20 protein-coding genes and 1 tRNA gene are annotated in these 23,191 nt (G+C 62.1%); 7 read left to right on the forward strand and 14 right to left on the reverse strand.

What is annotated here, in order from left to right; all coding sequences use genetic code 11:
- Positions 1 to 38: 38 nt before the first annotated feature.
- The 3 genes from ERD78_RS10445 (at position 39) to ERD78_RS10455 (ending at position 2,146) form a co-directional block, all read left to right on the forward strand.
- A complete protein-coding gene (locus tag ERD78_RS10445; protein ID WP_129969245.1) occupies positions 39 to 488 on the forward strand; it encodes a hypothetical protein in 450 nt (149 codons plus the stop codon).
- Between the two features lie 173 nt (positions 489 to 661).
- Positions 662 to 1,357, forward strand: a complete 696-nt coding sequence (locus tag ERD78_RS10450; protein ID WP_129969246.1) for a response regulator — start codon at positions 662 to 664, stop codon at positions 1,355 to 1,357.
- A gap of 33 nt (positions 1,358 to 1,390) precedes the next feature.
- Positions 1,391 to 2,146 carry an SDR family oxidoreductase gene (locus ERD78_RS10455; protein ID WP_129969247.1) on the forward strand — a complete coding sequence of 252 codons (756 nt, stop codon included), beginning with the start codon at positions 1,391 to 1,393 and terminating at the stop codon, positions 2,144 to 2,146.
- A gap of 35 nt (positions 2,147 to 2,181) precedes the next feature.
- Here ERD78_RS10455 and ERD78_RS10460 read toward each other — a convergent pair whose 3' ends face one another.
- From ERD78_RS10460 to ERD78_RS10470, 3 genes are all read right to left on the reverse strand, one after another.
- Complete coding sequence (locus tag ERD78_RS10460; RefSeq protein WP_129969248.1) at positions 2,182 to 3,300, reverse strand: MFS transporter; 1,119 nt, start codon at positions 3,298 to 3,300, stop codon at positions 2,182 to 2,184.
- Between the two features lie 197 nt (positions 3,301 to 3,497).
- Positions 3,498 to 3,574 (reverse strand) — tRNA-Pro (locus tag ERD78_RS10465).
- Positions 3,575 to 3,640: 66 nt separating this feature from the next.
- On the reverse strand, positions 3,641 to 4,606 hold the full coding sequence (locus tag ERD78_RS10470; RefSeq protein ID WP_129969249.1) for a polyprenyl synthetase family protein: 966 nt from the start codon (positions 4,604 to 4,606) through the stop codon (positions 3,641 to 3,643).
- Between the two features lie 178 nt (positions 4,607 to 4,784).
- Between ERD78_RS10470 and ERD78_RS10475 the strand changes: the two genes are divergently transcribed.
- Together ERD78_RS10475 and ERD78_RS10480 are read left to right on the forward strand one after the other, a co-directional pair.
- Entirely contained in the window at positions 4,785 to 5,651 is an 867-nt protein-coding gene (locus tag ERD78_RS10475) for an ATP-binding protein (RefSeq protein WP_129969250.1), read from the forward strand.
- On the forward strand, positions 5,644 to 6,690 hold the full coding sequence (locus ERD78_RS10480; protein ID WP_129969251.1) for a Nudix family hydrolase: 1,047 nt from the start codon (positions 5,644 to 5,646) through the stop codon (positions 6,688 to 6,690). Before ERD78_RS10475 ends, ERD78_RS10480 begins: the two co-directional genes overlap by 8 nt.
- 36 nt (positions 6,691 to 6,726) lie before the next feature.
- On the opposite strand, the gene ERD78_RS10485 is transcribed toward ERD78_RS10480, so the two are convergent.
- The 6 genes from ERD78_RS10485 to coaE all read right to left on the reverse strand — a co-directional run bounded on the left by ERD78_RS10485 (position 6,727) and on the right by coaE (position 17,443).
- Complete coding sequence (locus tag ERD78_RS10485) at positions 6,727 to 8,184, reverse strand: efflux transporter outer membrane subunit (protein ID WP_129969252.1); 1,458 nt, start codon at positions 8,182 to 8,184, stop codon at positions 6,727 to 6,729.
- Between the two features lie 41 nt (positions 8,185 to 8,225).
- A complete protein-coding gene (locus tag ERD78_RS10490) occupies positions 8,226 to 11,438 on the reverse strand; it encodes an efflux RND transporter permease subunit (protein ID WP_129969253.1) in 3,213 nt (1,070 codons plus the stop codon).
- On the reverse strand, positions 11,438 to 14,542 hold the full coding sequence (locus ERD78_RS10495; RefSeq protein ID WP_129969254.1) for a multidrug efflux RND transporter permease subunit: 3,105 nt from the start codon (positions 14,540 to 14,542) through the stop codon (positions 11,438 to 11,440). Before ERD78_RS10495 ends, ERD78_RS10490 begins: the two co-directional genes overlap by 1 nt.
- A gap of 3 nt (positions 14,543 to 14,545) precedes the next feature.
- A complete protein-coding gene (locus tag ERD78_RS10500; protein WP_129969255.1) occupies positions 14,546 to 15,877 on the reverse strand; it encodes an MdtA/MuxA family multidrug efflux RND transporter periplasmic adaptor subunit in 1,332 nt (443 codons plus the stop codon).
- Between the two features lie 169 nt (positions 15,878 to 16,046).
- Positions 16,047 to 16,799: a cell division protein ZapD gene (gene zapD, locus ERD78_RS10505; RefSeq protein ID WP_129969256.1), complete on the reverse strand. Its 753-nt coding sequence runs from the start codon at positions 16,797 to 16,799 to the stop codon at positions 16,047 to 16,049.
- Between the two features lie 32 nt (positions 16,800 to 16,831).
- Complete coding sequence (gene coaE / locus ERD78_RS10510; RefSeq protein ID WP_129969257.1) at positions 16,832 to 17,443, reverse strand: dephospho-CoA kinase; 612 nt, start codon at positions 17,441 to 17,443, stop codon at positions 16,832 to 16,834.
- Between the two features lie 143 nt (positions 17,444 to 17,586).
- On the opposite strand from coaE, the gene ERD78_RS10515 reads away from it, so the two are divergent.
- A complete protein-coding gene (locus tag ERD78_RS10515) occupies positions 17,587 to 18,252 on the forward strand; it encodes a hypothetical protein (RefSeq protein ID WP_129969258.1) in 666 nt (221 codons plus the stop codon).
- 163 nt (positions 18,253 to 18,415) lie between these two features.
- Here ERD78_RS10515 and ERD78_RS10520 read toward each other — a convergent pair whose 3' ends face one another.
- The 4 genes from ERD78_RS10520 to ERD78_RS10535 all read right to left on the reverse strand — a co-directional run bounded on the left by ERD78_RS10520 (position 18,416) and on the right by ERD78_RS10535 (position 20,693).
- The gene (locus ERD78_RS10520; protein ID WP_129969259.1) at positions 18,416 to 18,646 is read right to left on the reverse strand and encodes a response regulator transcription factor; all 231 of its coding nucleotides are present in this window, start codon (positions 18,644 to 18,646) and stop codon (positions 18,416 to 18,418) included.
- Between the two features lie 95 nt (positions 18,647 to 18,741).
- Positions 18,742 to 19,593 carry a pantoate--beta-alanine ligase gene (panC, locus tag ERD78_RS10525; RefSeq protein WP_129969260.1) on the reverse strand — a complete coding sequence of 284 codons (852 nt, stop codon included), beginning with the start codon at positions 19,591 to 19,593 and terminating at the stop codon, positions 18,742 to 18,744.
- A gap of 29 nt (positions 19,594 to 19,622) precedes the next feature.
- The gene (locus ERD78_RS10530; RefSeq protein ID WP_129969261.1) at positions 19,623 to 20,498 is read right to left on the reverse strand and encodes a segregation and condensation protein A; all 876 of its coding nucleotides are present in this window, start codon (positions 20,496 to 20,498) and stop codon (positions 19,623 to 19,625) included.
- Between the two features lie 6 nt (positions 20,499 to 20,504).
- Positions 20,505 to 20,693: a DUF3460 family protein gene (locus ERD78_RS10535; protein ID WP_129969262.1), complete on the reverse strand. Its 189-nt coding sequence runs from the start codon at positions 20,691 to 20,693 to the stop codon at positions 20,505 to 20,507.
- A 174-nt stretch (positions 20,694 to 20,867) separates the two neighbouring features.
- Between ERD78_RS10535 and ERD78_RS10540 the strand changes: the two genes are divergently transcribed.
- Positions 20,868 to 22,235, forward strand: coding sequence for a DHA2 family efflux MFS transporter permease subunit (locus ERD78_RS10540; protein ID WP_129969263.1), 1,368 nt, complete (start codon positions 20,868 to 20,870; stop codon positions 22,233 to 22,235).
- On the opposite strand, the gene ERD78_RS10545 is transcribed toward ERD78_RS10540, so the two are convergent.
- Positions 22,220 to 23,140, reverse strand: a complete 921-nt coding sequence (locus ERD78_RS10545) for a LysR family transcriptional regulator (protein WP_129969264.1) — start codon at positions 23,138 to 23,140, stop codon at positions 22,220 to 22,222. The genes ERD78_RS10540 and ERD78_RS10545 overlap by 16 nt on opposite strands.
- Positions 23,141 to 23,191: the final 51 nt, after the last annotated feature.

Consider the following 23,191-nt stretch of genomic DNA (forward strand, 5'->3'; position numbering starts at 1 on the left):
AGGCCCCTGTGGGCCTGGAACTATCTTTAGGAGTATCCATGAACCGTCACATCAAAGCAGCGCTTGGTATTACATTGTGCGCGGGGCTGGCTGCGTGCGGCACCCCGCACAATCCCAACGACCTGGCGCAAAAAACCGTCGAGTACCAGTGCGGCAGCGGCAACGGTCAGCCTTTGAGCGCACAATATACTTTCCAGGGCCAGGAAGCCATGTCGGCCAAGGTCATCTTCGGCAACCAGGTCTATAACCTGACGCGTTCGACCACCAGCAATTCGGACATGGTGGGCAACACCTTCCGCGGCAACGGATATACCTGGACGACGGACAAGTTCGCTTATGACACGGCTGGCCAAGCCAATGGAACCATGCTCACGCAGGATATGGCGGCCAATCCGAACGCGCAGGCGGCCGTGGCAGCTGGCCAGCCCGCAGGCGCGGCAACGGTGCTTGCACGTGATTGCAAGGCCGTGGGCGTATCCGATCACTAAGAATGGACCTGCACGCCTCAAGGGCCCCGGGCCCGCGGGCGTGTTTCACAACGCGGCATTCGTGCCGCGTTTTTTTGCGCCCTTGGGCGGACTGCCGCGCAGCCTCGGGCGCCAGTTGGCCACCGCAGCGGAATGCGGGCTAAACTTCCTGCGTAAAGTGAAATGGATACACAATGCGCATACTTCTTGTCGAGGATGAAAGCGAACTGGCGCGCTGGCTGACCCGCAGCCTGGCGCGCCATGGCGGCTTCATCGCCGACTGGGCGGATGATGCCGAGCTGGCCGAACGCCGCATGGCGGTGGAGGAGTTCGACGCAGTGGTGCTGGACCTTGGCCTGCCGGGCATGGACGGGCACGCCTTTCTCACGCGCCTGCGGGCGCGGGACGACCGAACCCCGGTGCTGGTTCTGACCGCACGCGACTCGCTGGCCGAGCGCATCGACACCCTGCATCAGGGCGCAGATGATTTTCTTCGCAAACCTTTCGTCATCGAGGAACTGGAGGCGCGCCTGATCGCACTGATACGACGCAGCCGCGGGCGCGATCATCCACGCCTGGCGCTGGGCGAACTGGTGCTGGACACCGCCGCGCAGCGCTTTACATTCGGCGGGCAGGCCCTGCCGCTTTCCCCGCGCGAGTATGCGGTTCTGAAGGTGCTGATCCAGAAAAGCGGCGAGCCGGTCTCCAAGCCGCAAATCCTTGATCGCATCAGCTCCGACGAACAGGACATCAACCTGGAGGCTGTTGAAGTGCTGATCCATCGCTTGCGCAAGAAGCTCGCAGGCACGCCGGTGCAGATCGCCACCCTGCGCGGCATGGGATACAGCCTGGAACTGGATGCTGACATCAATACACCCACCGGCGCTTGAAGCCGGCTTTCAACGCAACAAAGAGGCAAGACAATGGAAACACGCAGGATTGCGCTGGTCACCGGCGCGGGATCAGGGATAGGCAAGGCCATCGCGCTGGCCCTCATGGGTGAAGGCTATGCGGTGGCGCTGGCTGGACGGCGCCCCGAGCCGCTGGAGCAGGTCGCCCAGGCAGGGCGCGAACTGGGCGGCGAAGCGCTGGTGGTGCCGACCGATGTAAGCGACCGTCAGGCCGTGGACGCTCTGTTCGACGCAATCCGCCGGCAATACGGCCGGCTCGACCTGCTCTTCAACAACGCCGGGGTTTTTGCACATTCGGTTTCCCTGGAAGAGCTGGAATTCGAAGAATGGCAACGGGCAGTGGACATCAATCTCACCGGCGCCTTTCTGTGCACACAGGGTGCCTTCCGGCTGATGCGCGATCAGAATCCGCGTGGCGGCCGCATTATCAACAATGGGTCGATTTCGGCGCATGCGCCGCGACCCAACGCCGTGTCGTATACCGCTACGAAACACGCCATTACGGGTCTGACCAAACAGACCTCCCTCGATGGGCGTAAGTACGACATTGCCTGCGGGCAGATCGACATCGGCAATGCTGCCAGCGATATGACCAGCATCATGAGCCGCGGCGTGCCGCAGGCTGATGGCTCGACGCGCCCTGAACCGCGAATGGACGTCCAACATGTGGCAAAGGCCTTTCTGTACATGGCCAGCCTGCCGCTGGAAGCCAATGTCCAGTTCATGACCGTCATGGCAACCAAGATGCCGTTCATCGGGCGCGGCTGACACGGCCCCAGGGCGGCTTATCACCTTATGTAGCGTTAGCGCGCCCTGGCGCAGGCTATGGCCGCCCATCCCAGCAGTACGGCCGGCACGCCATAGAGCCACGGCGCAGAAACAAGCGGCAGCAGCAGCCCCGCCATCATGGGCCCGAAACCAGCGCCAATGTCGCGCCAGATGGCCCGTGCGGCCAGTGCCTGTACACGCCCCGGTCCCGGTGTGCGCCGCGCCACAATGGGCGCCACCAGCGGCAGTTGCAGGGCGCGCAGCACCACAATGATGGCCGAACACGTCCATAGCCAACCAAGGCCGAAGCCTGTCAGGGCCAGCGCGGTGAGCAGCGAGAGCGCGACCAGTACGCGCTCCGGCCCCGCCCTGTCAGCCATCCGTCCCCCCACGGGGCTCAGGACAATTTCCCCCAGATAGCGCACAGCAAGCAGGCTGCCTGCAACCACCACGGCGCCGCCTGGAAGCGCGTCTTTGCCAAGATAGGACAGCCCCACGATGAACAGTCCGTCCAGGGTAAGACCTTCGAGAAAGGACCAGATATCCAGACTGTTGGGCAATCGCAGGCCACGTCGGGCGGCGGGCTGCTCATGTGGCGTGGCCGGGAGAATACGCGCGGCGAGCAGCCCCAACAGGGCGGCTCCCGCAGCCAGGAAGAAGATGGCGCGCGGCCCCCACAACTGCGTCATGACGGCTCCCAGCGGCAGCGCTACAACCGGGCCGAGAGCAATGTACGCGCGCGAGCGGCCATACCGGCGCGATGCCCCCTCGGGCAGTATGGTCCCCAATGCCTGGGTAGACAGATTGAGCGCGGCGAAGGCCAGCCCCCAGAGCAGCCGCAGTGGAAGCAGGAGCCAGAACCCGGACAATGTGGCAAACCCGACCCCGCAGACGGCCGCCGAACCAACCGCCCATAGGCAGGCAGGCCTGTCGCCGTACCGGGCATAGCGGCGCGCCACCCAACCGTAACCCATGATACGCACGAGCCGATTGGCGGCCAGCAGAATCCCGGCCTGCGCCAGGGTGACCCCGAACAGATCGTGATACATGGGGAGCAGCAGGTAAAGCAGCACGTCCACCGGCAAGGCAAGGCCCAGCGCGACGGCAGCGTTGCGGGCGTCACGGTCGGCAATGGCCGCAGGGGAAGCGTTCATGTGTAGTAGGAACGGCAGCGCGAAGCAGGAATAAATGGCATGTATAGCACGGATGCCGTTATCGCCTTCGTGGCCAGACAAGCCTGCAGAAGCGGCCGCGAACCCAGACATGAGGAAAGGCCCCGATAACGGGAAAGAGCCGCCGAAGAGCAGACGAAAAAATACCCTTGTAAAACAAGGGTATTGATCCGAAAAACTGGTCGGGGCGACATGATTCGAACATGCGACTCCTGCGTCCCGAACGCAGTACTCTACCAGGCTGAGCTACGCCCCGATTACTTCTGGCTTGCTGCCTGCGCCCAATGACCGGCATCGGCTGGCAGCACGGGAATTTTTACCTTCAACGATCTCTATCGACTGCAAAGGAACAGAATTTTAGCAAAATTTCCCGATACACGGAAACCGGGAAGCCAGCCAGCGCCTGCCGGGCAAGCTCGGCTTCCGCTTCGGCGGCCTTGCGCGTATAGGCCAGGGCATCGGTTTCCTGAATGGCACGCGCAACCGCCGTGAAATCGGCCTCACCGTGGCGGATGGCATCCTGGATGAGCTGCCGCTGCGCCGGGCTGCCCACCTCCATGACGCGTATAAGCGGCATGGTTGGCTTGCCTTCGCGCAAATCATCGCCAACGCTTTTGCCCAGTACTTCAGTGCTCCCGCTGTAGTCGAGCACGTCGTCGACAAGCTGGAACGCGGTACCCAGATGACGTCCATAAGTGGCGGCGGCTTCCTGCAAACCCGGCGCCGCCTCGGCAACGATGGCGCCGACATGCGCGGCAGCCTCGAACAGCTTGGCCGTCTTGTACCGCACCACCTGCAGATAGCGATCAAGCGATACGTCCGGATCATGCACATTGAGCAGTTGAAGCACCTCGCCCTCGGCGATGACCGTCGTGGCTGCCGACAGCACCGACATGGCAGGCATGGAACCCGATTCGACCATCATCTCGAAAGAACGGGAATAAAGGTAATCGCCTACAAGCACACTGGCGGCATTGCCGAACATGGCGTTGGCGGTACTGCGACCCCGGCGCATATCGGACTCGTCTACCACATCGTCGTGCAGCAATGTCGCCGTGTGGATGAACTCGACAACCGCTGCCAGCAGATGATGCTTGCTGCCTTCGTATCCAAGTGCCTGGGCTACCAGCAGCACCATGGCGGGCCGCATGCGCTTGCCGCCCGCGCCAACGATATAGTCGCCTATGGTGCGGATCAATACGACATCGGAATCCAACCGCCCACGGATGACGGCATCCACGGCCTTCATGTCGGACGCAATGGGGGAAATTAACGCTGTGAGACTCAAAACAAGGTCCGGTCTATAAATAGGTGCGATCGCTGCGGCCATTCGACCTGATCAAGGCTGGATTATACGTGACCGCGCCCACCTGATAGATGGACAGGCAGGCCACCGCGCTGATAAAGCCTGACAAATTGGCGATAATGCAGGTTTCGCCTGCCCAAGACGCATCCTGGAGACTCTCTTGACGTCCTACGACCTTGGCACGCTCATCAGCCGTGCCGAACGTGTTCTGACCCAGCTGGAAGCATGGCTGCCGCCGGCTCCGCCCGAAAGCGATTGGTCCGCCCTGGCCTATCGATGGCGCAAGCGCGGAACCCGCGGCTGGCTTGAGCCGGTGCGCAATCTGTCCCATATACACACGGACGATCTGCAGCATATCGAGCGGCAGAAAGAAATCATCGACCGCAACACACGGCATTTCATTTCCGGCAAACCGGCCAACAATGTGCTCATGACCGGCGCGCGTGGAACGGGCAAAAGCTCGCTGGTCAAGGCCATGCTGGCGGCCTATGGCGACCAGGGACTGCGGCTCATCGAGGTCGACAAGTCCGACATGGGTGACTTAAGCGATATCATCACCCTTGTCGCACAGCGACCCGAACGCTACATTGTGTTCTGCGACGATCTGTCCTTCGAGGAAGGCGAGGCGGGCTACAAAGCCCTCAAATCCGTGCTCGACGGCTCCGTCAGCGCATCCGAGGACAACGTGCTTATCTACGCCACATCCAACCGGCGCCACCTCATGCCTGAGTACATGAGCGAAAATCTGGCCGCGCAGCATCAGAGCGACGGGGAAATCCATCCGGGAGAAACCGTCGAGGAAAAAATATCTCTTTCCGAGCGGTTCGGCATCTGGCTGTCGTTCTATCCGTTCAAGCAGGACGACTACCTCGACATTGTCTACTATTGGCTCGGGGAACTGGGCTGTGCCCCGTCCGATATCGAGGCATCGCGCACCGAGGCATTACAGTGGGCGCTCGAACGCGGCTCACGGTCAGGCCGCGTTGCCCGCCAGTTCGCGCGCGACTGGGCGGCACGCCATGTCTAGGCCCGCGCCTCAACAATCTGATGCCAAGCCGCTGGCAACGGCAGACAAGCCCTTTGTGGACGTGGCCGCGGGCCTGGTTCTATGCCGCGATGGAAAACTGCTGCTCGCACAGCGGCCGGAGGGCAAGCCATGGTCGGGATGGTGGGAACTGCCCGGGGGCAAGATCGAGTCCGGCGAAACGCCGCTGCAGGCGCTGGGCCGCGAGCTCAAGGAAGAACTGGACATCGACGTAACCTGCGCCACACCTTGGGTGACCTATACACACGAATATCCCAAGACCATCGTCAGGCTGGCCTTCTGCCGCGTCACAGAGTGGGACGGAACGCCGCGCGGCGCGGAAGGCCAGGCGCTGGCCTGGGTCGATCCGCAGGCTCCCATGCCCATCGGCCCCCTGCTGCCGGCCACGCTTCCGCCGCTGCGCTGGATACAGCTTCCTGACCGCTATCTGGTCACGCAAATAGGCAGCGCCCACAACTTGCCCGCATGGCTGGACAAGCTGGCTGGCGCCTTGGCCAGCGGTGTGCGCCTGGTGCAGTTCAGGGAGCGGGACACCGACATGGATGCAACCACCCTGCATAGCGCCTTGCGCCAGGTCGTGGCGCTTTGCCATGCGCATGGCGCCCGCTGCCTGGTCAACAGTACGCATCCGGCAGCATGGCGGCATGAGGCCGATGGCGTGCACTATCGGGCCATCGATGCGCGGCAGCAGGCCGTGATTCTGCAAGAAAGCGCGGCTTCCAGCGATGCGTCGCATGGCGAACCAGGCACCGGGCTGATCGGCGTGTCGGTACATGACGAGGCCGATATGCGGGCGGCCCGGCTCTTGAGCGCCGATTTCGTGGTGCTGGGCCATGTGCGCGAAACACCCTCGCACCCCGGCGCAGCCGGCATGGGGTGGGACGAGTTCGCCAGGCGGGCAGCGAGGGCTGGATTACCTGTATTTGCCATAGGCGGCCTGTCCTCAGCCGACCTAGGCGAGGCGAGGCGCCACAGCGCTCACGGCATCGCCGGCATACGGGGTCTTCTGAGCGGCCGCTGACCGGCGTACGGTCTGGCGATCTTCAGAACGCCGTGTTCAGCGCTGCGCAGCCTCCAGCGCGCTGTCATCCCATCCGCCGCCCAGTGCGGCAATCAGCTGGACGCTTGCGATCAGTCTGTCGGCCTGCAGCGACAGCGCACTGCGCTCCGCATTCAGCGCCGTGGTCTCCACCTGCACCAGGCTCAGATAATCAATGATCCCGGCATCATACTGGTTGCGCGTCAGACGCAGCGACTCACGCGCGGCGGCCAGTGCGTTGTTCTGGGCAAGTTGCTCTTGTGCCATGACATACAGCTGCACAAGATAGTCTTCCACTTCGCGCAATGCGGTCAGCACAGTCTGGCGATAGGACGCGGCCTGCGCATCGTAGGCCGCACGGGCACTCTCCACCTGTGCCGCGCGGGCTCCGCCATCGAACAGGGTCATCGCCAGCGCGGGACCGAGCGACCAGAAACGGGCAGGCGCCGTAAGCCACTGGACCCATTCGCCGCTGCGAAACCCTCCCTGGGCATTCAGGGTTAGATCGGGAAACCAGGCCGACTGCGCCACACCTATCTGCGCATTGGCCTCGGCGGTGCGTCGCTCGGCAGCCGCCACGTCGGGACGACGCTGCAGCAGTTGGGCAGGCACGCCCGCTGGAATTGGCGGAACGGCGGCCAGCGATGTGGTTTGTGCCAGATCGAAACTGGATGGCGCCTGCCCCATCAATACGGCAATCGCATGTTCAAGCTGCGCGCGCTGCCATTCAAGCGCAAGCAGATCGGCCTTGGCATTCTCCAGCTGGGTGCGCGATACCGCAACGTCAGCCTGGGCCGCCATGCCTGCATCGTAGCGGTTCTGCGTTGTGCGCAGCGAACGTGTATAGGCTTCCACTGTCTGGGCCATGAGACGGCGCTCAGCATCAGCAATGCGCAGGCTGAAATAGCTCTGGGCCAGCGTGGACTGCATGCTCAGACGGACGTTGGCCATGTCCGCCGCGCTTGCCTGCACGCCCGCGCGGCTGGCTTCGACCGAACGTCTTACCCTGCCCCAGAGATCCACTTCCCAGCTGACATCGCCCGACAGTGTGTACTGCCGTATGTCCGATGATGCGCTTCCGCTGCCGGCGCCGGATCTTGTCACCGATGCCGAGGCGCCCACGGTGGGAAACAGGCTGGAGCGTGCCGACTTGAGCAGTGCCTGAGACTGTCTGTATTGCGCCTGCGCTTCGGCGATATTCAGGTTCCCGGCGTTCAGCCGCGCCATCAGACCGTCGAGCACCGGATCACCGTATAGCGCCCACCAGTCGCTGCGCAGCGCAGCATCCGCGGGCCGTGCCGGCACCCAGCCCGCGTTTGCGCCTTTGGATCGGCCATCAATGGCCGGCGCCTCTTTGTAGGCAGCACCGACATCGATCGCAGGACGATGATAATCGGGCCCCACCGCACAGCCGGCAAGCACAGCCAGCACCGGCAGACAGGCGGCAAGCATGCCTCGTCCTGCTCTTCTATACATGATCCGGTCTCTGTATGTTTTGTTCAATCCATGACTCCACATCATGATGTGCCCGCCTGCTCTCCCGCTGTCATATGGCCTGTCTGACGACGACGCGCCCAGAGCCGGAAGCGGTCCAGGTACAGATACACCACAGGCGTGGTATACAGCGTCAGTATCTGGCTGATCAACAGGCCTCCAACAATGGTGAGCCCCAGTGGCCGGCGCATCTCCACGCCAGCTCCCGAGGCCAGCACCAGCGGCAATGCACCGAGCATCGCCGAAATCGTCGTCATCATGATAGGCCGGAAGCGCACAAGGCAGGCCTGGTAGATGGCCTCACGGGACGACAGCCCCTGCTTGCGTTCGGCCAGCAAGGCAAAATCCACCATCATGATGGCATTTTTCTTCACGATGCCTATAAGCAAAAACACGCCGATCAATGCAATGAGCGTAAATGGCTCGCCGACCAGCAGCAGGGCCATCAGGGCGCCCACACCAGCCGACGGCAGCGTGGAGAGAATCGTGACGGGATGCACATAGCTTTCATAGAGGATGCCCAGCACGATATACATGGTGACGAGTGCCGCCAATATCAGCATGGGCATCTGTCCCATGGACCGAAGCATCTCCCTGCCCGATCCCAGCAGCCCAGCCTGCAACTGATCGCTGGGCAACCCGATGCGCGCCATCGCCTGATCTATGGCCCGTGTAGCCTGATCCAGCGTCACGCCGGGCGCCAGGCTGAAGGATACCGACTCGGCGGCAAGCAGGCCCTCGTGTTCCACACTGAGCGGCGCACTGCCCATTTCGAAACGCGTGAACGCGGAAAGCGGAATGCGGTTGCCATCCGACGTGACAACCTCCACGCGCTTCAACGACGCCACGTCCTGTGCATAGGGCGCGTCCACGCCCATCACCACATGGTATTGGTTCAGGGCGCCATAAATCACTGAGACCTGCCGCATGCTGAATGAATTGTTCAATGTCGATGCTATCAAGGACATGTCCACACCCAACCGTGTTGCCGCATCCCGATCAATGACCAGTTCGATGCGCTGGCCTTTGTCCTCGACGTTGGTGTCCACGTCGACAAGCTCGGGCAAACCGGCCATGGCGCGCTGGACGCGCGGCAGCCAGGCCTTGATGACAGCCAGGTCGCCACCCAGAATGCTGTAGTCGTATGTGGCGCTGCCGCCCTGACGCCCGCCCACGAAGATATCCTGCTGCGGCACCAGAGTCAGGCGCGCACCTGGCACACCGCTGAACTTGAGACGCATGCGATTGACAACGTCCATGGCACTTGCATCGCGCTCCGTCAGCGGCTTGAGCTGTATCATGAGGAAGGATGAATTGCTGCCGCCGCGGCCACCCGCAAAACCCGCCACGCTTTCCACAGCGGGATCCTGCAGCAGCAGGTCGCGAAAATGGTCAAGCTTGGGTTTCATGGCATGGAAAGACGTGCCCTGATCCACGCGGAAAAAGCCCAGCAGCTGGCCGGTATCCTGCTGCGGCAGAAAGCCTTTGGGCACCACAGCATAGAGATAGAGATTCAGGCCGACCGTGGCCGCCAGCACCAGCATCATCAGCCGCCCGTGCAGCAGCGCCCAGCGTAGCGAGCGGCGGTAGCCACGCCAAAACACATTCCCCAACTTATGAAATGCACCGCCGATTGCCCACGCCAGTCCCCGCACAGCGCGCCAGCATGCGTTCAGGCCACGCCCCGCGGTACTGGCCATCAACCGGGCCCGTGTGCGGCGGTATTTTGCCGGCGCCGGTTCGCCCGCACCGTCACGCTTGCCTCTGAGCAGCCTGGCCGACATCATGGGTGTAACCGTCACCGAAATCAGCAGTGAAACCAGGACGGATACTGAAAGCGTGACGGCAAACTCCTTGAACATGCGCCCCATCATGCCCCCCATGAGAAGCATGGGAATGAATACAGCAATAAGGGACAGGCTCATGGCAAGTACCGTGAAGCCCACTTCGCGCACACCCCGCATGGCGGCGCGCATGGGAGACGCACCCCGCTCAATGTGGCGCATGATGTTTTCAAGCACCACGATCGCATCATCAACGACAAAACCGGTGGCCACGATCAGCGCCGTCAACGACACGGTGTTAAGCGTAAACCCGAACCACAGCATGAAGCTGAAAGTGGTGACCAGCGACGCTGGCACGGCAATCGCCGGTATCAGTGCGGCCCGCAGATTGCGTAGAAAGATGAGCACAACCATCACCACCAGCGCCACCGCAATCAGCAGCGTGATTTCCGCTTCATGCAGCGAGGCCCTTATGCTCGGACTGCGATCCTGCGCCACCGTGAGATTGACGTGAGCAGGAAGCATGGCCTGGAAGGCGGGTAACTGCGCCCTTATGGCATCCACCGTTTCGATGATATTGGCATTGGCCTGCCGCCGCACCAGCAGCAGTACAGCCTCCCGGTCATTGAAGAACCCGACGTTGAACTCGTTCTCGACCGAATCCTCCACGCGCGCGACGTCACGCAGCCGCACAGCCGCGCCATTGCGCCAGGCAACAATCAACGGCCGGTAATCGGCCGCGCGCGTCAATTGCCCGCCCGCATTCAGCTGCCAGTTGTAGCGGTCATTCTCAACCACGCCATTCGGCCTCATGGTATTGGCATTGGACAAGGCCGCACGCACGTCGTCCAGCGCAATCCCAGCTGCATTCAAGGCGTGTGGGTTGAGGCTGACGCGCACTGCAGGCAGGGAGCTGCCGCCCACCTCGACCTCACCGACACCGACCACCTGGGACAGTTTCTGGGCCAGCACCGTGTCGGCCAGATCATAGAGCTGGCCCTGGGTTGCCGTCTCGGATGTCAGCGCCAGTATCATCACGGGGGCCGACGACGGATTGAACTTGTGGTACGTGGGCGGGTTCCTCAGGCTGGACGGCAGCATGGCGCGGGCGGCGTTGATGGCAGCCTGCACGTCACGCGCTGCACTGTTTACATCGCGGTCAAGGTCGAAGATGAGAGAAATGCGGGTATTGCCTTCCCTGCTGCGCGAGCTCATCTCGCTGATGCCCGCAATGGCGCCCAGAGACTGCTCCAGGGGCGTCGCCACGCTCGATGCCATGGTTTCAGGGCTCGCACCTGGTATGCTGGCCGACACCGAGATCACGGGAAAATCGATTTGCGGCAATGGCGACACAGGCAAAAACACCAGTGCCAGGCTGCCAGCCACGACCATGGCCAGACACAGCAGCGAGGTCGCCACCGGCCGGACAATGAACTGGTTGAAGAACCGCATCAGGCTGCCCTGTCGTCAGCGGGCTGCGGCGGCGTGCGCAGGGGCGTGCGCCGCGCCAGCCGGTCGAACATCAGGTAGATGACCGGCGTAGTGAAAAGCGTGAGTATCTGGCTGCACAACAGCCCGCCCACCATGACCAGCCCCAGGGGCTGGCGCATCTCCGCGCCCGACCCCGTCGCGAACATCAGCGGCAAAGCGCTGAAAAGCGCTGCCAGCGTCGTCATGAGAATGGGCCGAAAACGCAGCAGCGCCGCCTCGTGGATAGCCTTCTGAGGGGCAAGGCCACGCGTTCGCTCGGCATCAAGGGCGAAATCTATCATCATGATCGCATTCTTCTTCACGATGCCGATCAGCAGAATAATGCCTATCACCCCGATCATGTCCAGTTCCGAACCGGTCAACAGCAGCGCCAGCAGCGCGCCTATGGCAGCCGAAGGCAGTGTGGACAGAATGGTGATGGGATGAATGTAGCTTTCATACAGAATGCCCAGCACAATATACATGGTGGCCACTGCGGCCAGCATCAGCCACAGCGTGCTCGACAGCGACAAAGTGAAGGCGCGCGCCGCTCCCTGGAAGCGCAGATCCAGCGAGGCAGGCATACCCAGCTGCGCCTGGGCCGAGCGTATGGCCTGCGTCGCATCGGAAAGCGCCACGCCCGGTGCCAGATTGAATGAAATCGTCGTGGCTGGAAATTGCCCCAATCGCTCTATTGCCAGGCGCGTGCTCTGCTGTTCGATGCGGGCCAGGCTACTGATCGGCACCGGCGTCCCCGAAGTCGTGGACACGTAGATATTATCAAGCGCCTGCGGACTTTGTCTGAACTGGGGTGCAACCTCAAGCACCACCCGATACTGCGCCGATTGCGTAAAGATCGTGGAAATAAGGCGCTGGCCAAAAGCATCGTAAAGCGCATCATCAATACGGGCGTTGGTAACGCCCAGGCGCGCTGCCTTGTCGCGGTCTATGATCAAGGTGGTTTGTAGGCCACGGTCCTGCAGATTACCCACCACCTGCGCCAGCTCGGGCAGCGTCCGCAGCCGGTCGATCAGCCTTGGCGCCCATGCCGAAAGCACAGTGCTGTCCGGATCCGACAGCGTCATCTGATATTGGGCGCGAGAAATGCGGTCATCCACAGTGAGGTCCTGCACCGGCTGCATGAATATCTGGATGTCCGGTAGGCCGGCCAGGCGCTCGTCCAGCCGATCGATGATCTGATGCGCGGTGGCGCCGCGATCCGCAATGGGCTTGAGCGCGATCTGCATGCGACCCGTATTGAGGGTTGCATTGTTTCCATCGATGCCGATAAAGGACGTGACCGCAGCCACGTCCGGGTCCTGCATGATCACATCGACAGCAGCCGCCTGCCGTTTGCTCATGGCGGAAAACGATACCGTTTGCGGCCCCTGACTTATGGCCTGGATAAGCCCGGTATCTTGCTGGGGAAAGAACCCCTTGGCCACCACCATATACAGCACCACAGTCAGTACCAGCGTGCCCGCCGCCACCAGCAATGTCAGCGGCTGATGCCTCAGCACCCAGCCCAAGCCCTGGTCGTAACGACCCAGCAGGCTGTCCATCCAGTGCGCCGACATGCGCTGGAAACGCCCTGGCCGCGATTCGGATTCAGGTCGCAGCAGGCGCGCGCACATCATGGGAGTCAATGTCAGGGAAATCAGCAACGACAGCAGAATGGCGACCGCCAGTGTAACGGCGAATTCGCGAAACAGTCGGCCGATGACATCGCTCATGAACAAAAGCGGAATCAGTACGGCAATGAGCGACAGCGTCAGGGAAACCAGCGTGAAGCCGATCTGCTGCACCCCCTTCAACGCGGCCTTGAGCGGCGCGTCCCCCCGCTCGATATAGCGGGCAATGTTCTCGATCATGACGATGGCGTCGTCGACCACAAAGCCCGTGGCAATGGTCAAGGCCATGAGCGTCAGGTTGTTGATGCTGAAGCCCATCAGATACATGATTCCGAACGTGCCCACCAACGACAGCGGCACCACGACACTCGGAATCAGCGTGGCGGTCCAACTGCGCAGAAAGATGAAAGTCACCAGCACCACCAGCACGATTGCCATGAGCATCTCGCGTTGCACATGGCTGACCGAATCACGTATTGTCTGCGTGCGGTCGCTGGCCACCTGCACATCCACCCCGACAGGGAGCGCATCGCGCAGCGACGGCAGCAAGATCTTGACGCGATCGACCACGTCAATCACATTCGCGCCCGGCTGGCGCTGGATGTTCAGCAGGATGGCCGGCGTCTCGCCCACCCAGGCCGCCTGACGGATATTCTCCGCGTCCTCGCGCGCCTGGGCGACATCCCGCAGGCGCAGCGGGGCCCCGTTCTCGTAGGCAATGATCAGGTTCTCATAATCCTGGCGCGAACGCAGTTGATCATTGGCGTTGATGGTGGTGGACCGCTGCGCACCGTCCAGGTTGCCCTTGGGCTGGTTCACGTTTGCACCGGTAATGGCGGTGCGCAGGTCCGCCAGCGTCAGGCCGTGCGCCGCCAGCGCCTGCGGATTGGCCTGTATCCGGACAGCGGGTCGTTGTCCGCCCGCCACGGTGACCAGCCCCACGCCGGTGATCTGCGACAACTTCTGCGCCACACGCACGTCGATCAGGTCCCTCACTTCATGCAGGGGCAGCGTGGGAGAGGTCACGGCCAGCGTAATGACCGGTGTGTCTGCCGGGTTGACCTTGTTATAGACGGGCGGCGCCGGCAGGTCGTTGGGCAGGAGATTGGATGCAGCATTGATTGCAGCCTGCACTTCCTGCTCCGCCACGCCCATGGACAGATCCAGATCAAACTGCAGCGTGATCAGCGATGCGCCGCCAGAGCTGGTGGAGGTCATCTGCGTAAGCCCCGGCATCTGTCCGAACTGCCGTTCCAGCGGGGAAGTGACCAGCGCCGTCATGACCTCGGGGCTCGCCCCTGGATATAGCGTGGACACTTGTATGGTGGGGTAATCCACCTGCGGCAGAGCAGCCACGGGCAGCATGCGATAAGCCAACAGGCCTGACGCCAGCAGCGCAATCATCGCCAGCGTCGTGGCCACCGGGCGCAGGATGAAGAGGCGCGAAAGATTCACGGATCAGCCTTGGTCTGGCTTGCGGCTGCCTTGAGCCGTTCCGCCTTTGCGGGACGGCTGCTCCTGCCCCGCCCGGTCCGGCCCGCTGTCCGCCCGGGAACCTGCGCCGCCGCTTTGTGCCGGACCGGCCGAGGAAGCGCCAGGCGGGGCGGATGGCGAATCATCGCCGGCTGCCGCAACTTCGACCGTCGCACCCTCCCGCAGGCGGTCCACCCCTTCCACGACAACCCGTTGGCCCTGCTTCAGTCCCGACACCACACTACTGCGGCCATTCTCGACATGGCCGGTTTCTATCGCCTGGAGGTGCACCTTGTTGGAATCGTCCACGACATAGACAAATGCGCCAATGCTGCCTTGCTGGATGGCCGCGGTGGGCACGAGCAGGGCTTCCAGCGTATCGACACGCAGATGCACATTCACGAAGGCGTTCGGAAACAGCAACTCGTCCTCGTTGTCGAAGCGCGCCTTGAGCCGCACAGTGCCCGTGTCAACATTGATCTGGTTGTCGATGGACTCGAGCCGGCCCGTTGCGATCTGCTTCAGGTCCGCACTGTCGTACAGCGCGACCTGCAGGGGCACGCCCTGCCGCATTTTTTCCGCAACCTGGGGTAATTGCGCCTGCGGCAGCGAGAACAGCACCGAAATAGGCTGGATCTGGGTGATCGTCACCACGCCATCGGTGCTGGAGGCGTTGATGATATTGCCCACATCTACCGCCCGCAGCCCAAGGCGCCCCGAAATCGGCGCAGTGATGCGAGTGTAGCTCAGCTGAAGCTCAGCATTGTCAACCGCAGCCTTGTCGCTGACCACGGCGCCCTGCAACTGCTGCACCAGCGAAGACTGAGTGTCCACCTGCTGGCGCGCAATGGAATTCTGCTTGAACAGCTGCTGATAGCGCTGCAGGTCGCGCCGGGCGTTGCGCAATTCCGCCTGATGCTGCTGCAGGGTGCCTTGCGCCTGATCCAACGCAATCTGATAGCTGCGGGGATCGACGCGGGCAAGCAAATCACCCTTTGCCACCTTCTGGCCCTCGTCGAACGCAACCTCCACCAGTTCTCCGTCAACCTGACTGCGCACGACAACGGTGTTGTAGGCAGTCACCGTGCCCACGGCCTTCAAAACAAAATCGATCTTGCCCTGTTCAACGCTGGCGACCTTGACCGGTACCGGTGCACCGAGCATGCCCCGGCGGGAGAAAGGATTATCGCCGCCGGCCGTCCCGGCGGGCTGGCGGGTGGCCAGCCAATAACCGCCTGCTATCAATATCAGCGCGGCGAGCAGCCACGGCCAACGGCGTCGACGTTTTTGTTGATGTTCTAGCCCGGGTTCCAGCATGCAGGAAGGCTCCGATAGTCTGAGAATAGGCGTCATTTTCGCCGATTGCGCAGGAACCGGTAGCGCATGTTGTCAAATTGAAATGATGCGCAACAACTATCGGCATTCCGAAACGGGTAGAAATGATGATGGCACGCATTTCAAGACGGGGGGCGCCCTAGATCAGGCCCTAAAGATTGCAGCGGGCCAGCCTGAATGCGACATCCGTGGTGACTGGCTGGGGCTTGAGCTCTCTGTCTTGCGTCGCGAAGCGCACCCAGATGACATATTTGTTGGCGCTCATTTCGGGGAAAATGTTATGCGCCTCGTCAACCCAGACCCGCAAAAGCTGGAATATCTTGCCGCCCAGCATTTCCTGGTAGGCGCCCTCACGCGCCGCAACATCGGCCACGTCGCCCGAATCGCGCAAGACGCGAAGGATGAGCGCCAAGCCTTTGTACAGAGGCAGGAAGGGCGTAATCCAGCGATGCAGGTCGGCTGTGCGCTCTTCGGCCGGCCGTATCTGCCAGGAATAATACGAAGGCATGTCCACTTGGGAAGAACCGCCCGGCACCGCCAAGCGACCGCGCAGGCTGGCCAGCCATTCGTTGTCGCGCAGCTCCTGGCCAATGCGGCCCTGCGCGCCCAGCTCGGCGGCCACAGACTGGATCTCCGCCAGCATGGTATCCACTGTGCGCGCCTCAACACCGGGATGTTCGCGTAGGGCCGCCAAGGCTGCCCGCTGGCGCTCGAGGTCCTGCAGCACGGCGCCGCGCAGGTCAGTGCGCTCGCTGATGTCGAGCAGATCGAACAAAGTGGCGACGGCTATCTGATGATGATGGACTTCGGCAGTCTTGGCAAAGAAAAACAGGCGGTCGAACAGGTGCTCGACCCTCAGTAGGGCCCGCACACGTTCATTGCATGGATATTCATAGAGAATCACGCGACCAAAAACCTTTTTAATGTATACGGCGCTCAGTCCGCCCGCCGAGCCTGGGCGCACCACGCATCGTGCAGGCTACGGACGCGGTGAACAAGGTCGTCAAGACTGGTGCGCCCATCGTTGAGGACGATGTCGTCGGCTGCCGCCAGCCGCGCTTCCCGCGTAGCCTGTGCAGACATGATACGCGCAATAGCCTCTGGCGTCAGCCCGCTGCGCTGGCGCACCCGTCTTATCTGCGTCTCGGGATCGCAGTCAACCACACAGATGCGATCCACCCGGTCGCGCCAGCGCCCCGATTCGACCAAAAGAGGAACAACGAAGACAAGATAGCATCCGTCTGCCGATTCCGCCCGCTTTTGTGTAAGTAAACCTATCATAGGATGCAGGATGGTTTCAAGCTTGATGCGCGCCTCCGGACTGTCGAATACCAATTCGCGCATGGCCTGCCGGTCAAGCGCACCGGTCGGCGCAATGACATCGGGGCCGAACTGCTGACGTATGGGCTCGATGGCCGCGCCCCCCGGCGCGGTAAGCTCATGCGCGATGACGTCGGTGTCGACCACCGATGCACCCCATTCGGCAAGCATATCGGCAACCTTGCTCTTGCCCGAACCTATTCCGCCTGTCAGGCCTATCTTGTACATATTTTCCGCCCTGGAATCCAAATAACTGAATTTACATCAAGGGCGGGCCTGGGCGACAACAATGGGGAATGCCACGGGGCTATAAACAGGAGCACGCAAACGGTAGAATGCCAGTTCACACATCAGCCGCAACGGATAACGTCATGCAACGCTCCGATTCATTCCCTCGCTTTTTCCGATCACTGCCTGCCATGGCGGTTGCTGCACTGCTTCTGGCCGGCTGTGCCCAACACCGGGAGCCGAACTATTACAGCATGCAGCGCGACAATACGGAATCCGATGCACGTCATCAGGCACAGGGCCGCCACGACGCCATCGCACCGTCGCAGATTCAGCTCGGTTTCGGCGAAAACGCGAAAAAACCAGGCGAAGGCAATACACCCAGCCCTCAGGCGCAGGCCCAGGCAGCGCTGCGCCCTCTCTCGCAGCCACGTACTTTCCTGGGCACGGTACCCTGCCTCATCGGCAGCAGCACAGAGTGCGCGGCCTCGCGCATTACGCTCACACTGGCGCCCACCGGAGAATGGCGCGCGCGCACACACTATCTGGGCGGTAGCGGGCAGCAGCCTGACCTGCTTGAGCAAGGATGCTGGGAAGCAATCGGCATGCAGCCCGCCCGCATCTTGCTCCAGACCGGCAGCAAGCAGAACAAGGCCGACTTCACCTTCGTCACCGACAATATCCTGCGCGTCAACATGCTGAACAATATTCGGCCCAAGCTTGAATACCGCCTCACACGGCAGGCCGACGTTGACCCCATCGACGAGCTGTCGGCGAAGGCGCCGCTTGATTGCGGCAAGACCCAATAAGCGCCCTGGCGATGTGGCAACGCGGCTTCGCCGTTGGCAGCCAAATGCGACTGGCAGCGGATATTCCGCCTGCCAGCCTGTCCGGTGAAGGCGGAGAGGCGGCATTTCTGGCGGTCAAATGCAATACGCCGGCCCGAGGGCCGGCGCGACAGGGATGGCGTACCTACGCAGGGCCGCCCTGCTGCAGTATCCGCCGCACAAGCTGAACGGCGTTGCGCACCTGCAGTTTCTGGAACACCCGCGCACGATGCGCCTCGACAGTACGCTGAGACACGCCCAAGGCGGCGGCAATGGTTTTATTGAGTTCGCCACGGGCAATATGATTCATGACGTCGCGTTCGCGCGGCGTCAGGCGAGCGCATGGCGGCGTGTGTATCGCATCGGTTTTATGCATGAAGCCTCCTGTTGAACAACGATTGCGGGCGCCCGTCCCGCCTATGAGACGGGCGACATCGGCATGTTGTCACAGACAGAGGGCGGGGTCTGCTGTCAGGGCTGACAGATCTCGAGATTGTCTATGAGGCGGGTGCGCCCCAGCTTTGCGGCAGCCAGCACAACCAGCGGTTCGGCGCCCCGGAACTCTTCGTCTGAGGGAATGCCCAGATCGCGCTGGCGCCGTATCGACACATAGTCAACCTCCCAGCCGCGGGCCGCCAGTCCGCGTATGGCCTCGGCCTCAAGCTGCGCGCGGTCCGGGCCGCCGGCCGCGATGCCCTTCTGTACAGCCTGCAGCGCGGCATAGAGCCGAGGCGCCTCGGCGCGCTCTGTGGCTGACAAATAGCCGTTACGCGATGACAGCGCCAGGCCGTCGGTATCACGCACCGTTTCGTGGGCCAGGATGCGCACGGGCAACTGAAACTGGCGGCACATATTGCGCACCACCATGAGCTGCTGGTAGTCTTTCTTGCCGAATACGGCAACGCTGGGCTGCACACACGAAAACAGCTTGAGTACCACGGTGCTGACGCCCGTAAAGAAGGACGGCCGAAACTCGCCCTCGAGAATGCCGCCCAGGTCGGTGGGCGGCTCGATCTTGAAGCTCTGCGGCTCGGGGTACAGCTCGCGCTCGTTGGGAGCGAAAAGTACATAGACGTCGCGTTCACGCTCGAGCTTCTCGATATCCTGCGCCAATGTGCGCGGATAGCTGTCGAAATCCTCATTGGGCCCAAATTGCAGCCGATTGACGAAAATACTGGCCACCACCGGATCTCCGTGCTTGCGGGCCAGCTTCATGAGCGCCAGATGGGCCGGATGCAGATTGCCCATGGTGGGAACGAAGGCCACGCGCAACTGGCCGCGCAGCTGGTCGCGCAATTCTTCGATGGTATGTACGACTTTCAAGGGAGTCTCCGTAACGGACGGTGGTGCCCTCAGGCGGCAGCCCGAATATAGGACAAACGCACATAGATAGGTGCGTAGGGTTCGGCCTGGGTGATTTCCAGCAACGATTCGCGAGCCAGTTCCAGCATGGCCAGAAAGTGGACCACCACGACGGCGGCGCCCTGGCCATCATGGACGCGTTCCATGAAGAGATCGGAGAACTCCATGAAACGGACGTCGCTCAGACGGCGCAGTATCTGACTCATGTGGTCGCGCACGGACAACTGCTCGCGCGTAATGCGGTGATGGGCATTGAGCCGGGCGCGCTTCATGATGTCCTGCCAGGCCGCGCGCAGGTCGTCGGCGCTGACCTCGGGCACCAGTTGCTCGACGATCAGCTCCGCGTAGACATGGCTGCGGTGGAAATCGCGCCCTAGTTGCGGCAGCGTATCGAGCTTCTGAGCGGCAAGCTTCATCTGCTCGTATTCCAGCAGGCGCCGCACCAGCTCGGCGCGCGGGTCGTCCACTTCTTCGCCGGTATCACTTTTCTTCACCGGCAGCAGCATGCGCGATTTGATCTCGATGAGCAACGCCGCCATGAGCAGATACTCACCCGCCAGTTCAAGATTGTGGCGCCGTATCTGGTCCACATATGACAGATACTGCCGCGTGACCTCCGCCATGGGAATGTCCAGAACGTTGAAATTCTGCTTGCGGATCAGGTAGAGCAGCAGGTCTAACGGCCCCTCGAACGCTTCGAGAAAGATTTCGAGGGCATCGGGTGGGATGTAGAGATCCTGCGGTATGGAGAACAGTGGCTCGCCGTACAGGCGCGCAAGGGCAACGCTGTCGACAACGTCGGGGGTACTGTCGATGGCCGGCTCAACCAAGGCGTCCAGGTTCCCGGTGGCGGCGGGCGCTGCCATAGGTCGTCAGTTTGTCTGGTAAACGTAGGGTTTCTGGGCAACGCGGCCTGCGCGATAACCCTCCTGCAGCTCGGGATCGACGTACTTGTCCCACAGGCGTCCGCGCCCTTCCCGCTGGCGCGTTTCTGTATCAGGATGTTCAGTCTTGTACTTTTTCAGGAACTGGGTGATTTCCGATTCGTAATTCTTTGCCATAATGCTTGCTTGTAAACGTAGTTAAGCTTCCATGGCCCGAGTTTACTTCACCCGGGCCCCAGCCGCCTGATGCCTCCGGAAAACCCACCACACCAGCCCGCCTCGCCGTCTTCGTCCCCGACGCCTCCGCCTACCGCTCCGGCGCTCTCCGAACGGGAGTTGCGCTCCGTGCGCATGATCCCGCTGATCGTAGGCTGTGCCCTGTTCATGCAAATGCTCGACTCAACGGTCGTTGCCACCGCACTGCCCGTGATGGCCCAGGCACTGGACACCACCGTGGTGCGCATGAATGTAGCCATCACGAGCTATCTGCTGGCCGTGGCGGTGTTTGTGCCCGTGAGCGGCTGGGCCGCCGACCGCTTCGGGGCTCGAAAGGTATTTCTTGCCGCCATTTTACTGTTCACGCTCAGCTCCATTGCCTGTGCGGCATCGCAAACCATAGGACAACTGGTTGTGTCGCGCGTAATTCAGGGCCTGGCCGGCGCCATGATGGTGCCTGTGGGCCGCATCATCATGCTGCGCAAGGTGCCCAAGACGGAACTGATCAAGGCCATGGCGTTCCTCTCGCTGCCGGCCCTGCTCGGCCCCATGATAGGGCCGCCTGTGGGAGGGTTCCTGGTCACCTATGCCTCGTGGCACTGGATATTCCTGATCAATGTGCCCGTCGGCATCCTGGGCATCGCGCTGGTACGGCATTATATTCGCGACGACTACCCCGTGGAGCCCCTGCCCATGGACTGGCTCGGCTTCGTGCTCAGCGGCATCAGCCTGGCCACGCTGGTCTCGGGTTTCGAGGCGGTGGGACATGGCTCGCTGCCGCCCGTCCAGCTGGCGCTGCTGCTCGCCACAGGCGTGATCACGGGATTACTGTATATCTGGCATGCGCGCCGCATCGACCACCCCATCATCGATCTGTCGCTGCTGCGCGTGCGCAGTTTTGCGATTTCCACGCTGGGCGGCAATTTGTGCCGCTTCGCGATTGGGGCCGCACCCTTTCTCCTGGCCATCCTGCTGCAGGTGGGTTTTGGCTTATCGCCTTTCTCTGCAGGCCTCATCACGTTTACCGGCGCCGTGGGATCCATGGCCATGAAGCTGGTGGCGACGCGCGTATTGAACCGCTGGGGATTCAGACGCGTTCTGATCGTAAATGCCCTTCTGACCGGCTTCTTCGTGGCGCTTTGCGCGCTGTTCAGGGCGGACACGCCGGTCTGGCTGATGGTTGCCGTGCTGATTGCCGGCGGCTTTTTCCGCTCGCTCCAGTTTACCGCCGTCAATACATTGACCTACGCCGACCTGGGCCCCGAGGCCATGAGCCGTGCCAGCAGCTTTTCAGCCATGGCCCAGCAACTGGGCATCAGCCTGGGCGTCGCCTGTGCCGCCGTCACCCTAAACCTGAGCATGAAGCTGCGCGGCAACGATACGCTTGACCTGGTGGACATCATGACCGGCTTCATCGTCATTGGCCTTATCGCCGCCGCATCGGTGTTTTCGTTCATGCGTCTGCCCGCCAATGCGGGCGCGCAGCTTCACGGTCGGAAATAGCCGGCCCCAAGCGCCCGCCCGTGCGGCGCGGCGCGCGCCACTTCAGCAGGCAGCAAGTCCTTCATCCGTAGCGCCGCGGGCGAGAGCACCGCCGCCGCCAGCGTGCGCAAACCGAGGCAGCGGGTGATGACAGGCTGTCTCAGCGGCACAAAGACCAGTTCGTCCCGATCCGGCGGCAGGCCCAGGCGTGCCAGCACCGTCACGCCCATGTTGCGCTCAAGCATGGCCAACAGGGAAAGCATATTCGCCACGAACAGGGGCCTGTCATGCAGAAATGCCGCTTCGGGGTGCCCCTGCAACTGCCTGTGCGCAACCGTGCCGATGTGCGGCAGATCCACGATATCCGACCAAGTCAGCGAGGACCGCGAAGCCATGGGATGCGTGCAATGGCACACCAGGCCGAAGGCATCCTCGAACAAGGGCTCGAACGACAATCGCGCATCGTCGCTGACCACGCTACCGATGCCCAGTTCGACCTGGCCATGCAGCAGCATTTTTTCCACGCCTTCCGAATTGTCATCGTGGATATTCAGCAGCACATTGGGGTATCGGGCACGATAGGCCTCGATGAGTCCGGGCATCCAGTGCGCCGCCGCGGAAAGGACGCTGGCCATGCTGAGAAAACCGCTGTCGCTGCGCGCCAGATTACCCAGCGTGGTGGACACCTGGTCCGCATGACCGACCAGCTCGCGCGCAAGCGCCAGACACGATTGCCCGAACCGGGTCGGCACGACCGGCGAGCCGCGCACAAACAAAGGCTGGCCCAGCTTCTCCTCCATATCCCGGACAGCCAGCGATATGGCGGGCTGCGACCGGCAGGCGCGCTGGGCGGCAAGGCGAAAGCTGCCTGTTTCCGCCACCAGCAGCAGATAGCGGTAATGGTTGATCGAGAATTGCTCGCCCATAGCGTCTCTGGCCTTTTTGTGCCTGTGAATTTGTTTATTTTATCGTTTGAT

The sequence above is a fragment of the Allopusillimonas soli genome (assembly GCF_004153445.1).
Classification (GTDB): domain Bacteria; phylum Pseudomonadota; class Gammaproteobacteria; order Burkholderiales; family Burkholderiaceae_B; genus Allopusillimonas; species Allopusillimonas soli.